13 protein-coding genes and 1 rRNA gene are annotated in these 12608 nt (G+C 39.6%); 10 read left to right on the top strand and 4 right to left on the bottom strand.

The window, feature by feature from the left end; translation table 11 throughout:
* Positions 1-15 precede the first annotated feature (15 nt).
* Both rrf and ACTWPX_RS18275 read left to right on the top strand, forming a co-directional pair.
* A 5S ribosomal RNA gene (rrf, locus tag ACTWPX_RS18280) occupies positions 16-129 on the top strand.
* Positions 130-748: 619 nt separating this feature from the next.
* The gene (locus ACTWPX_RS18275; protein WP_443120964.1) at positions 749-1006 is read left to right on the top strand and encodes a hypothetical protein; all 258 of its coding nucleotides are present in this window, start codon (positions 749-751) and stop codon (positions 1004-1006) included.
* Positions 1007-1180: 174 nt separating this feature from the next.
* On the opposite strand, the gene ACTWPX_RS18270 is transcribed toward ACTWPX_RS18275, so the two are convergent.
* A complete protein-coding gene (locus tag ACTWPX_RS18270) occupies positions 1181-2446 on the bottom strand; it encodes an NAD(P)/FAD-dependent oxidoreductase (protein ID WP_443120963.1) in 1266 nt (421 codons plus the stop codon).
* A gap of 103 nt (positions 2447-2549) precedes the next feature.
* Here ACTWPX_RS18270 and ACTWPX_RS18265 point away from each other — a divergent pair, with 103 nt between their 5' ends.
* Positions 2550-4157, top strand: a complete 1608-nt coding sequence (locus tag ACTWPX_RS18265) for a putative polysaccharide biosynthesis protein (RefSeq protein ID WP_443120962.1) — start codon at positions 2550-2552, stop codon at positions 4155-4157.
* A gap of 15 nt (positions 4158-4172) precedes the next feature.
* Positions 4173-4895 carry a pseudouridine synthase gene (locus ACTWPX_RS18260; protein WP_443120961.1) on the top strand — a complete coding sequence of 241 codons (723 nt, stop codon included), beginning with the start codon at positions 4173-4175 and terminating at the stop codon, positions 4893-4895.
* A gap of 69 nt (positions 4896-4964) precedes the next feature.
* On the opposite strand, the gene ACTWPX_RS18255 is transcribed toward ACTWPX_RS18260, so the two are convergent.
* Positions 4965-5183: a DeoR family transcriptional regulator gene (locus ACTWPX_RS18255; protein ID WP_128526164.1), complete on the bottom strand. Its 219-nt coding sequence runs from the start codon at positions 5181-5183 to the stop codon at positions 4965-4967.
* 162 nt (positions 5184-5345) lie between these two features.
* Here ACTWPX_RS18255 and ACTWPX_RS18250 point away from each other — a divergent pair, with 162 nt between their 5' ends.
* From ACTWPX_RS18250 to ACTWPX_RS18235, 4 genes are all read left to right on the top strand, one after another.
* Positions 5346-6371 (top strand): potassium channel family protein, encoded by a 1026-nt coding sequence (locus ACTWPX_RS18250; RefSeq protein WP_443120960.1) that lies wholly within the window; start codon positions 5346-5348, stop codon positions 6369-6371.
* A complete protein-coding gene (pepV, locus tag ACTWPX_RS18245; RefSeq protein WP_443120959.1) occupies positions 6368-7747 on the top strand; it encodes a dipeptidase PepV in 1380 nt (459 codons plus the stop codon). Before ACTWPX_RS18250 ends, pepV begins: the two co-directional genes overlap by 4 nt.
* A gap of 72 nt (positions 7748-7819) precedes the next feature.
* Complete coding sequence (gene thpR / locus ACTWPX_RS18240) at positions 7820-8380, top strand: RNA 2',3'-cyclic phosphodiesterase (protein WP_443120958.1); 561 nt, start codon at positions 7820-7822, stop codon at positions 8378-8380.
* Between the two features lie 2 nt (positions 8381-8382).
* On the top strand, positions 8383-9288 hold the full coding sequence (locus ACTWPX_RS18235) for an NERD domain-containing protein (RefSeq protein WP_443120957.1): 906 nt from the start codon (positions 8383-8385) through the stop codon (positions 9286-9288).
* Between the two features lie 53 nt (positions 9289-9341).
* Here the strand turns inward: ACTWPX_RS18235 and ACTWPX_RS18230 are convergent, their stop codons facing one another.
* The gene (locus tag ACTWPX_RS18230; RefSeq protein ID WP_443120967.1) at positions 9342-9665 is read right to left on the bottom strand and encodes an EAL domain-containing protein; all 324 of its coding nucleotides are present in this window, start codon (positions 9663-9665) and stop codon (positions 9342-9344) included.
* Positions 9666-10188: 523 nt separating this feature from the next.
* Here ACTWPX_RS18230 and ACTWPX_RS18225 point away from each other — a divergent pair.
* Both ACTWPX_RS18225 and ACTWPX_RS18220 read left to right on the top strand, forming a co-directional pair.
* Positions 10189-11118 (top strand): diacylglycerol/lipid kinase family protein, encoded by a 930-nt coding sequence (locus tag ACTWPX_RS18225; protein ID WP_443120956.1) that lies wholly within the window; start codon positions 10189-10191, stop codon positions 11116-11118.
* Positions 11119-11276: 158 nt separating this feature from the next.
* A complete protein-coding gene (locus ACTWPX_RS18220) occupies positions 11277-12086 on the top strand; it encodes a phosphotransferase (protein ID WP_443120966.1) in 810 nt (269 codons plus the stop codon).
* Positions 12087-12217: 131 nt separating this feature from the next.
* Here ACTWPX_RS18220 and ACTWPX_RS18215 read toward each other — a convergent pair whose 3' ends face one another.
* Complete coding sequence (locus ACTWPX_RS18215; RefSeq protein WP_443120955.1) at positions 12218-12391, bottom strand: hypothetical protein; 174 nt, start codon at positions 12389-12391, stop codon at positions 12218-12220.
* Positions 12392-12608 lie beyond the last annotated feature (217 nt).

Raw genomic sequence — 12608 nt, 5'->3', positions numbered from 1 at the left:
CAAACTTTATATTGATGTGGTGGTGAAGGCGAAGAGGTCACACCTGTTCCCATGCCGAACACAGCAGTTAAGCTCTTCAGCGCCGATGGTAGTCGGGTCGATCCCCGTGAGAGTAGGACGCCGCCACGTCATTAATAAACCCTTCAGAAACATTCTGAAGGGTTTATTTTTCATTGCTTCCTATGAAGGAATAGACGCTTACAAAAAGTCGTTTACTTGCTCTTTGGGTACCCAGGAGTTGTGATAGAAAAGGCATATTGATGTTACATATCGCATTTTTCCAGTAAAAGATTCAAATGTTTTTGTTAGCTGCTGTTTAATAATATTTCAAGATATAAACATGGTTATTAAGCGATTTCTTAAAGTTAAATCGTTAGCATCACATAAACCATTTGTAAGATATTAATCTAACTTTGAAAGGTTGTTGATGATGGCACAGCTAGAGAGAAAAAGGAATACCTATTTAAATTGGAAGTATGCTATGATGCTACTTTTGATTCCTATTGCTTTCTATTTAGTATCTCTAAGAGAAAGTATTACTCCGCTACAACACATTCTTTATGTAGGCATTATCATCTGGTTAGCAATAGTTGGGGTAATGGGGATCACAAACCACTTCCAAAGGCTTAAGGTATATGGCTATCTATATTTGATTAGCAGTCTGTTATTTGCTTATATGGGATTAGTTTTCATATGGTAATATGCTTGAGCAGAACGTGATCCTTCGATATACTATTGGTGAGAATGTATGTTCGGAGGGTTCTTTATTCAACTAAAGAGATGGAGTTACTCACGTAAGAAGATGGTCCGGGGCTACTTTGATAAATTCCCTTTTTCCACTGTTTATTTCAGGCGTATTCGCAGTTATTATATCGTGTACATGGTCGACTGGAGCGAATCCGATCCTGTCATATCCAAAGGGGATAGCGAAGAGATGCAGCAATTAATCAACTGTGAATTAGGACGGGAAAAAGAATATCAGCAAAGAAAATCGAGAAAGGGCTGAGCCTCTTCTCGATTTTTTTCGTCTAACAAATTATAAAATTTAAGCTTGTGAAGATATCCGTGTATATATCAAGTTTGGCTATAGTACCTATCCCTTTAGTTCATTTGTTACGAAAAAGGGCTTGCTTAAGCTGAGACACCTTACGTTGACCTTCATAATAAGTGTTTTAGTATTTCACCCCAGGGATTCCCAGGCCGCATGCATGCCGGCAACTCTTCCTGTTACCATGGCAGACGTAATGTTATAACCTCCCGTATAACCATGAATATCTAAGATTTCTCCACAAAAATATAAACCATGCATCAACTTTGATTGCATTGTATTTGGCACAATTTCTTTGATCGATACACCGCCTCCTGTGACAAATGCCTTTTCAATCGGTTGTGAATCATGGACCTTCACTTGAAATTTTTTTATTAAGTGCGTGAACTTGCGTAATTGTTGATTTGAGATATTAGCGGCTTTTTCTTCGTTACTTATACCAGCTTGTTCTAAAATATAATCGAGAAATCTTTCCGGAACGATTCCTTTGGTTACATTGCGAAATGCTTTTTTTGGTTGATCCTTTGTATCCTGTTGGAATCTTTGGAACAGGGATTCCTCTTTCTCGTCCGGTAATGCGTCAATTTCAATTGTGACTGGGCAGTGACCTTTCATGAATTCTTTGACGGCATACTGGGAACACCGGAGGATAGCAGGCCCGGATAAGCCGAAGTGAGTAAATAACATGTCCATTCTATGCGTGACAATCCGCTTTTCCTTTTGGTTAAGTACAGAGACATCGACATCCCGTAAAGACAAGCCTTGCAGTGTCTTTTCTTTAATTACAGCTTCTTTCGACAAGAGGGGTACTTCCGTTGGGAACAGTTTTGTAATCGTGTGGCCGGCTTTCTTCGCCCAAGCATAACCATCCCCTGTGGATCCGGTATGGGGGACTGCTTTTCCTCCTACAGCTAATACTATGGACTGAGTAGAAAGTTTCTCTTGGGATTTTAGAATGATTTGGTGCTGGTCTTCGCCTTCGCCATAGTGAATAGCTTCGACCGGAGTCTCTTTACGAACCTCTATTTTCAATTCATCCATTCGTTTCAAAAGTGCTTGCACAACATCTTTTGCTTTGTTGCTTACAGGGAACATACGGCCATGGTCTTCCTCTTTCAAGGCAACACCCAGATTTTCAAAGAAATCGATAATATCATAATTATTAAAAACGGAGAAAGGACTGAATAAAAACTTTCCGTTTCCCGGAATGTGTTTGATCACCTCTTCTTCCGGTAGGCGGTTGGTAACATTACACCGTCCTCCTCCTGAAATGGTTAACTTCGTACCTAATTTTTTTCCTTTGTCGATCAATAGTGTGTGGGCACCTTGTTCTGCAGCAGCTATTGCCGCCATCAGTCCTGACGGGCCGCCACCGATGACAGTTACTTGATAAGTCATGATTGTCTTCCTTTCTCCAGGTCATTCGTTCTTGTTTATCCTTTATCTATGATAAAATAGATGAGGTCGATTCTACAATAAAATTGAAGGTGAAAAGCTAATTATGTCGAAGATTCTTAAAGGTACCATTTTATTGACAGCAGGAACATTCTTATCAAAATTTTTAGGAATGATTTATACGGTTCCGTTTGAAAATATGGTAGGTACGGAAGGAACAGATTTGTTTTCCATTGCTTATGTCCCTTATAGTATACTTCTTAGTCTATCAAGTATGGGAGTGCCTGTTGCAGTTTCTAAATTTGTATCGAAATATAATTCGCTAGGTGATTATGAAACAGGACGCAGGATGCTGAAGGCCGGGATGACTTTGATGTCGATCACTGGTGTACTGGCCTTCTTAATGTTGTTCTTCTCAGCGGAACAGGTCGCTTTATTGACGGTCGGCGAAGAATCTGAGCGGTTGAGTCAAGCCACGATGGTCATACAGATGGTCAGTTTCGCCTTACTTGTCATACCTCCTATGAGTATAACAAGAGGTTTCTTCCAGGGTAATGAATCAATGGCACCCACAGCTGTCTCCCAAGTTGTCGAGCAAATCGTGAGAATTGTATTTCTGCTCGTGTCAGTATTCGTTATTGTACAAGTATTACAAGGACCCATTCCAAAAGCAATCGGTTTTGCGACCTTCGCTGCTTTTATTGGCGGAATTGCTTCATGTATTGTTCTATATGTTTATTGGAAAAAACGCAAACCATTTTTGGATCAACAATTACATGCCCAGGAATACACTTATGGTTTATCCAATAAAGACATGTTTAAAGAGCTATTTACGTATGCCGGTCCATTTATTCTGGTGGGGATTGCAACACCCCTTTACCAACTTGTCGATCAGTTCACATTAGAAAAAGCCATCAAGGCGTCAGGACTTGATTATAACAATGCTTTTTCAATCATTAATTTCTTGAGCCACAAGCTTATTATGATACCTGTCACTTTGGGACTGGGGTTATCCTTAGCATTGCTTCCAGCTATCACGCAGTCCTTTACAAAAAATGAAATGAACCGCCTGAATCATCAAATTAACCAGGCCTTACAAATCGTGGCCTTGTTGATTATCCCAGCTGTTGTGGGGCTTTCTGTCGTAGCGATAGAGGCGTATGCGACCTTTTATGGAGTAGATGAGGTCACTTACCGGGGAAATCTCCTGCGCTGGTACGCGCCAGTCGGCTTATTCCTTGCATTATATACTGTAACATCTTCGATTTTGCAAGGAATCAACAAGCAAAATTTCGCAGTGGTAAGCCTGGGTACTGGGATCATCTTAAAGATAACCCTGAACTGGTGGTTGATTCAAATGTTTGGGGCAAAAGGGGCCATCATCGCTACGGGGATTGGTGTAGCTGCAGCTGTAATCTTGAACTTCTGGAGAATCTTCACATCCATTGAGTTCGACTACAAACCATTGTTCAAACGAACTCTGCTCGTTCTAATTTTGACTACAATAATGGCAATTACTGTCATCCTTGTAAAATGGATATTCGGCTTATTCCTTGAGCCTGCAAACAACAGGATAGATGCTTTGGTCGTACTAGTGTTCAGTATAGGTATAGGTGGGCTTGTTTATATGTGGCTCACTTATCAGACCACCTTATTGGAACACATTTTAGGCGGCCGAGTAAGAGTACTTGATAAATTTCTGAAACGTAGATAAGGAGGCACCCCTCAATTGAGAATAGATAAGATGTTAGCCAATATGGGTTATGGCACAAGAAAAGAAGTGAAGGGCTTGTTAAAGGGTGGTAATGTCCGTGTGAACGGACAGCCCGAAAAAAGTGCCAAAGCTCATGTGAACCCCGAAAATGATCAAGTGACTGTGATGGGAGAAGAAGTGGAATATAGAGAGTATATCTATTTGATGCTGAATAAACCAGGCGACCTAATATCAGCGACAGAAGATGCTCATGAAACAACCGTCATCGATATTCTCCAGCCTGAAGACCAAGTATTTGACCCTTTCCCCGTCGGGCGTCTTGACAAGGATACGGAAGGTTTACTTTTAATTACGAATGATGGACAACTGAACCATCGCCTTACTTCTCCAAAAAAAGATGTCGGTAAGACTTACTTTGCTTTAATCGAGGGAAAAGTCACAGCGGAAGATGTTGAAAAGTTCAATGCAGGTGTCACTTTAGATGATGGGTATCAAACGAAACCAGGACACCTTGAAATTCTATTGTCTGATGAGGTGTCTGAAATTGAATTAACGATTACTGAAGGGAAATTCCACCAAGTGAAGCGGATGTTCGAAGCCGTTGATAAAACAGTTACTTACTTGAAAAGGACGAAAGTCGGCAAACTAGAACTTGATGAAGAGCTGGATCTCGGGGAGTATCGGGAGCTTACAGAGGAAGAGATAGGGTACTTGAAAAGTATAACAAATTTGGAGTGATAAATAAGTGGATGAAAAGAACACCCGGAAAAGGTTTTCCGGGTGTCATCTATATATCTTTTCCATGTATTATGAGATCTTGACTTTCTTTTCAGTGATCGTCCACTTTCCACGATTCGGACTTGCCACTAGCCCGTTGTATTCCAGAATACTCAGGTCTCTTTGCATAGTTCGATCGGTAATGCCGAACTCATCTGCTAACTCGTTGGTCGAAACTGTCCCTCGATCTCTGATATAGAGGTATACAGCCTTGATTCTGTTGAGCATACGTGATGATGGATGATTCAAAAAACCACTCCTTAATCGTCATTGTATGGAACGTGTTTTACGCGATAAACTCTGAAGATGCTTTTATTCTACAACAATGTTGAAGGACGTGCTACTATAAACCACGAAATTTACAGATAATTCACCTAATTTACAATATATTAAAGATCGGAGGCCTCCCCTTTGTTAATATTAAGAAGATTTTTCTTGAAAATGGTGAAAGTTAACAACTATGTTTTATTTGTTACAAGTGCCCTTCTTATCTTGTTATCCACTATTTTAATCGTCATTGTGGAAAACGATACATTCCCGACATTATTCGATGGGTTTTGGTGGGTGATGACTACGGTCACGACTGTAGGGTATGGAGATTATTATCCCGTATCTGTGGCGGGTCGTTCCATAGCTATAATATTGTATGTATTAGGCATTGGACTTATTGGTGTCGTAATCGGAAAAATCATTGATGGATTAGCTATGTTCAGAAAAAAACGTCTGGAAGGTGATATTGTGTATAAAGATAGCGGGCATTTCCTCATCATTGGCTGGTCGCAAAAAGCTTATTACGCTGTAAAGGAAATGATCGAGACGAATAAAGGTTGTGAAATCGTCATTATCGATCAATTGAAAGAAGCACCAATTTTGACTGAAAATATTCATTACATAAAAGGAGATGGTTCTGATTTACAAACTTTAGAGAAAGCGAATGTAACTCAAGCACGAGCTGTCCTTATCTTCGCTGATGATCGAATGGACAATGACCAGATGGCCGATGGCAAAACTTTACTGATTGCTTCATCAATTGAATCCATAGCCCCGGGTATTCATACCATAGTCGAAGTGATGGAAGAAAAACACATCAAAAATTTCAAGCATGCTAAGATCGATGAATTCATTGTATCCAATGAAACCATTTCTTCATTAGCTGTACGCTCAGCTTTCCGTAAAGGCGTATCGGGCATTTACAGTCAATTGCTTAAACGCTCAGTTGGAGAGGATCTCTTTTACATTCCTTTGAGGTCGCACTGGATACAATATCGCGACGCCTTTCAAGAATTATTAAATGAAGGGGCAACACTGATTGCTGATCGTAATGATTTAGCGATCAACCGTAAGCTGGATGAAAAGATTCCTGTTGATGCAGAGCTCTATGTAGTTTGTAATCATTCTACATATGAAGAAATCTTAAATAAAGGAGAGCATCAATGAATTTCAATACGTTAAGCAACGACTACAAAGAAGAATATATAAAAAAAGCTTTTGAATTATTGAAAATTCCTAGTGTTTTTGAAGAGAGTGATCGATATCCTTATGGAAAAGCCATAGACGATGTTTTGGATAAGGCGTTATCTATCGCTGAAGATGACGGGTTTGTTACGAAAAATGTCGATGGGCATGGAGGACATATTGAATTTGGTGAAGGAGAAGACCTTATTGGGATCTTAGGTCATTTGGATGTCGTACCTGCAGGGGAAGGATGGTCTTCAAATCCGTTTGAGCCTGTCGTCAAAGATAATAAGTTATATGCAAGAGGAGCACAGGATGATAAAGGACCGGTAATGGCTGCTTATATAGCTATGAAATTATTGAAAGACCAGGGATTTCACCCGAAAAAGAGGGTCCGGTTGATATTGGGGACTGATGAGGAAAGGGATTGGAAAGGTATCGAGTACTATTTCAAAGAGGAAGAGATGCCTGCAGTGGGCTTTACTCCGGATGCTTCATTCCCAGTTATTCACGCAGAGAAGGGGTTACTAGATTGCTTTATTACTTTCGAGATGGAGGATAGGAAAGATGGAACGATAGAGATCCTCCAACTGGCAGGTGGAGACCGTCTCAATATGGTGCCTGAGGAGGCAACAGCGGTCCTGAAGACGGCAGATATTAATTTGAAGAAAAAATTAAAAGAGTATAAGGAGAAAGAAAATATAGAGGCATTGCTGGAAGTGAAGGATGGAAGGGGGATATTTAAAGTTAAAGGAAAGGCCGTTCATGCGAGTAAACCAGAAGAAGGGCAAAATGCTATCACTGGATTATTAGGCTTTCTCCTTGAATTGCCGTTGTCCACTACCCAGAAAGGTGTCATTCGCAATATTCATAAAGCGTTTCTTAAGACCGATGGAGTAGGCTTGGATATTAAACAATCAGATAAGGTTTCCGGACCTTTGACTTCAAATTTAGGATCCATAGAATTCCATGAGGGCACCTGCAAAGTCGGCTTTAATTTAAGATATCCTGTTACGGTTGAATATGAGACAGTACTTGAATGCTTGGAAAGAGTGGTCTCCAAAATGAATGGCACTTTAAAAGTCTATGATCACCTCCCATCTATTCATCTTGATAAAGGCCATCCTTTTGTGGAAACATTGTTAGATGTATATAACAGTGTGACAGGCGAGATGTTATCTGCCCATACAATCGGTGGGGCGACATACGCACGTGCTCTTGATGCAGGGGTTGCCTATGGTGCGTTATTTGCTGACAGCCCCGATACAGCTCACCAGAAGGATGAACATGTCCTCTTGGATGATATGGTACGAGCCATTGAAATATACGCGACCTGCATCTATGAATTGACAAAGTAGAGTACCTAATTAGACTTGTACAAGTGAAGCAGTTGGATGATGGTCTGAATCTCGTATAAAGGAGTATTGTACATGAGTAATCATTACTTTATTGGAACGAAAGTGACTCCCAGTATTCAAGAAGTGCTTATTCTTTGGCAGTCCAATTTAAAAAAGCATATGAGTTATAAAGTCTGGCCGCACCCTGAAGACTTTCATATTACGTTAAAGTTTTTAGGTGGATGCTCCGATGAAATAATAAGAGAGTATATAAGACTGCTTCGATCTGAGGAATGGCCCCTTGATTTTTCATTGAAGGTGGGTCCAGCTGGTTCCTTCGGTGATGAAAACACGCCGAGAGTATTTCATGCCAATATCGAAAAAGTTCTGCCGTTATGTGATATTAAAGAAAAAGTAGAAAAAATCGGATGCTCTTTAGGATTCCAAGAAGAAAAGAGGGCCTATCATCCACATGTAACTTTGGCTAAACAGCAACCTGAAGGGAAGTCACCGTTAGCATGCCCTGAGGAAAGCACTCCATTTCTAAATCAGCATGATATGAACGTTGGAAGTTTTTCTATATTTAAAATTCATCCCAAAAAAACTCCCAGGTACGAAAAAATAGCTGATATAAAATTGAGGGAAAAGGAGTAAGTATGGCACAACTGATAAAATTACAAGATTATGTCTCCAGATATGAAAGGAACATTTTTCAATATCCTCCTAAATACATGCGTTTGAAGAGTGTAAATTGGGAGAAAATGCGAGACCAGTTTGAACGTGGTCTTTTGCATGAGGAATCTACTGAAGAGGAAAAAACAGAAAAGCCTACGAAGTGGAATAAGCTATTACAAAGATTGAAAGTAGAGGAAGCAGAAGAATCCAATGAAAAAGCTTCTCCTTATATTCCTCAAACACTGAAGGAATTAAAACAATTTTTCTTAGATGGACTGATTCCATTCCAATTGAAATGGGCCTCTACAACTCTGCAGGATAAATCTTTTCTGGCCCCTGCATATTATGAAGAATCAGTTTTGAAATATTTTCTGCAGCGATTTCCAGATACCTACTTGCTTATGTACAAGCCTATCGTAGAAATGAAAAAAGCCCATATGGAGCTTGAACATATAATGATTGGTCCTTTTGGTATTGAAATTATTACTTATTTAACTGCTCCTCATGGCGAGCTTGTACACCCAAGTTCAGAAAAGAGCTGGTACATAGAAGAAAACGGAGTTCCTCACAGACGGATGAACCCTTTGATCCCTTTAAGAAGATCAGAAACATTCGTGAAAAGTGTTCTAAGAAAGTATGATCTGGATTTTCCATTCCGTAAAGTAGTATTGGCTCCTGACCTTACTTTCATGGAGGGCCAGGAACCTTATCAAACCGTCTATATTGGTCAAGACAAATATGTTGATTGGTTTAAAGAGAAAAGACAAATAAAATCCCCTCTTAAACATGATCAATTGAAAGTGGCTGAAGCTTTATTAAAGCATAGTAGAACCACTTCTGTTAGAAGGCCGGAGTGGGACTATGAGGAGAGTCTCATGGAAGAATGAGTTCTTTATCAGGGGCGGCTCCTGGGCGGCCGATAAAGTAGCCTTGACCATAATTAACTAGATGGATCGATATTGAACTCTTCAACGATTTGAAATGTATGCTGCAGACAGAACTCTGGTACATAAATAGTGGAAGGTAAAAAGTTTATGAAAATCTTCTGCCCTGGGAGCAAGAAATCGGATTTCGCTTTTACAGCTGCCCGCCTTGCCTTTTGATCCAGCATTGATTGCATCCCTGAACTTTGAGCATATTCGAAAAGTTTTCCAGGCGCTACGATTTGATTTTCAGTCCGAAGTAACGACTCATAACCGAATACACGATTTTCTTTCATATCCACGATCGGTTGTAAGTGAGCTTTAAAACTCCCGTCCTGGATGATTGCAGCTAATTAAGGCTTGCTAAGCCTCTCGTATAAATGTTGGATAGAAATCGGAAATGATTGTGAGGTTTTTGTATTCAGGATATGAGACCAGAAATCAGGTGTACTTGTTTTAAATAGTCCCTCAAGTGAATTTTTTAATTCTGCCAGGGATTGGTATTGAAATACATAAGCTTCTTCACTCTCATGAGCGAGTGGGAGTGGGAAGTGTTTCACCACTTCTTTTATGTGTTCAGGGTTGAACACGATTGCGCCACTCTCAGGAATAAATATGGATGTCCCACAATACTGACAGTCTTTAGCTAAGGTGAATTCCTCCTTCTTTTTCAACCATCTAGTAAATTATCAAATTCCAGTCTGTATTATCCTGCGCTCCAAAGTTGTGGCAAAAAACAACTTCAAAGGTTTACTTTAAGCAAGTCGAGGTTATTCGAGCCACATGTGCCTTTGTCCCTAATAGTATAATAAAATAATTACATGTTTGTATAATGATTTGATTTGAATGTAGGAGAAATGTCTCATGTATATCGTAATCGTAAATCCCGAAGCCGGGCATGGAAGATCGATAAGACTGTTCAGGAAAATTCAAAAAGATCCTCTTTACAAAAAAGCCAATTGCCGTACATTTTTCACAGAAGGACCGGGCCATGCAGAGAAAATTGCAGAACAAGTGGCCGAAATACATCACGAAAACCTTTCTTCGGTTATGGTTATTGGAGGGGATGGAACGCTGCATGAAGTGATCAATGGAATGAAACAATATCCAGATGTTCCTGTTACTTTTTTACCCGCAGGGTCTGGAAATGATTTTGGGCGGGGAATTGGTTTGAAAACCAGAGGCCTAAAACTCTTCAGGAAAATTATTAGTCATCCATTGAAGTATCGTGTATATTTAGGTTCCTATGTATTACACCAAAGATACAAATACGGAAAACGGACATTTCTTAATAGTATTGGCTTCGGGCTTGACGGGCATATAGTAACTTTAGTGAATGAACCAAATCACCGTCATTGGATTCGCAAGTTTCACCTTTCAAATTTCACTTACCCAATCGCTCTCCTCCGAGCAATAAAAAACATGAAGCCTGTCCACTTTGAGCTCGAAATTGACGGACATACCCATCCAGTAACTGAAGGGATGATGGTGACCATCTCCAATCACCCGTATTATGGTGGAGGGATGAGAATAGCTCCAAAAGCAAGCCTGCAAAGTTCAAATCTACATGTAATGATCGTTAGACAGATATCAAAGAAAAAATTGTTGGCTTTATTTTTAAGTGTTTTTATAGGGAAACATACCCAGATCAGGGAAGTAGAAGAAATCAAGGCTCATTCTGTAATATTTCGCTCGAAAGAGATGGTCCCTTTTCAAGTAGATGGGCAAGGGGGGCGTTGCTGCGAGTGTCATGTGAAGAAAGCCTCTACAAAAGCAACAATCTTCAAGGATTGATAGATAACTCTTGAAAGTTGAGAGACTAATGAGTTAATCTAATTTAAGGTGACCTGTTTGGATCGTTTTATATTATTTTGGATCAGTACTAAAGTACGCTATACTTATATAGCAAACAACGACGTGATTCAATAACAAGAGGATTTGAGGAATTGAAGGTGAATTGGTTGGAACATATACTTGGTAGTAATTGGACGATAACACCAGCAGGCGGTTCAACAGGAGAAGCCTATTATGCGCAGACAGAAGGAAAACGTTTATTTCTTAAACGCAATTCTTCTCCTTTTCTTGCTGTCTTATCTGCTGAAGGGATTGTACCCAAGCTTGTTTGGACCAAACGGCTGGAAAATGGTGATGTGATTACAGCACAAGAATGGTTAGAAGGACGCGAACTGAAAACCGAGGAAATGAAACACCCGCGCGTAGCTGCACTGTTAAGTAAAATCCATCATTCTTCTGAACTTTTAGATATGTTGATGCGCCTCGGTAAGCATCCATTGACACCTGATGAGATATTGAGAGATTTAAAAGAAAATCAAAAAGTTCTTGATCGACTTGATCCAAGAATTGAAATTCATCAAGCTATTAAGTTTCTGGAAAAAAATGTCCATGATGTTCACCACGATGTTCATGTCGTTTGCCATTGTGATACAAACCATAACAACTGGCTGTTGTCCGCTGATGATCGCCTTTATTTAATCGATTGGGATAATGCAATGGTAGCTGATCCTGCTCTTGACCTTGGAATGCTGCTTTATACATACATCCCAGTGGACTATTGGAAGAATTGGTTACAAGAATACGGTGTTGTACCTGATTCTCCTATGCATGAGCGTATGAAGTGGTATTCCGTTTCACAGGCACTTTCCTTTATTCAATGGCATCAGATGAGAGGCGAATATGACGAAGCGACCATCCGGACAGAAAAATTGAAAACGATTATGAAAAGACATGAAATCATAAAATAAATACTGCCCTTATAAAAAAGGAGCAAGTGGAATTTCAAACAAAATTCCACTTGCTCCTTTTATTAATTTCAGACAATCTTCTTCTAAGTTGAGGACGGCTGAAAAATATTGTAGTGCAAAAAAACCGCTGCTTAGACAACGGTTTTTTCGATCGTTGGTGTATATTTAAGTTTTTTCTCTTTAACTTCTGGACTCATTTTTTCGTTTAATTTTTCAAATGGATATATGAATAAAGCGTATCCTGCAAATAGTACAGAAAATCCGGCTAAAATTGTCATTTCAATTGATTTAGTCAAAAGTTTCATATGTTAATTAATCACTCCTGTTATTTATTTTGTAACACGATATTAATCATAAACGAGGAAGCGCTTACAACCCAACCCCGCTATTGGAGGATAAAACGACTTTTTCAATGAAGTCCTCGATTGTAGGAGAGTTATCCCCTCCATCATCCAATATAAGCCTTTTTATACGCACATACATCATCATTCAAGCGATTCTAAATAAATTTTAATTTTATCC

The organism is Halobacillus sp. H74, assembly GCF_052246715.1.
In the GTDB taxonomy this organism is placed as follows: Bacteria; Bacillota; Bacilli; order Bacillales; family Halobacillaceae; genus Halobacillus; species Halobacillus litoralis_A.
Note: the sequence above shows the minus strand (reverse complement) of the source record. Positions and strands in the feature narration are given on the sequence as shown.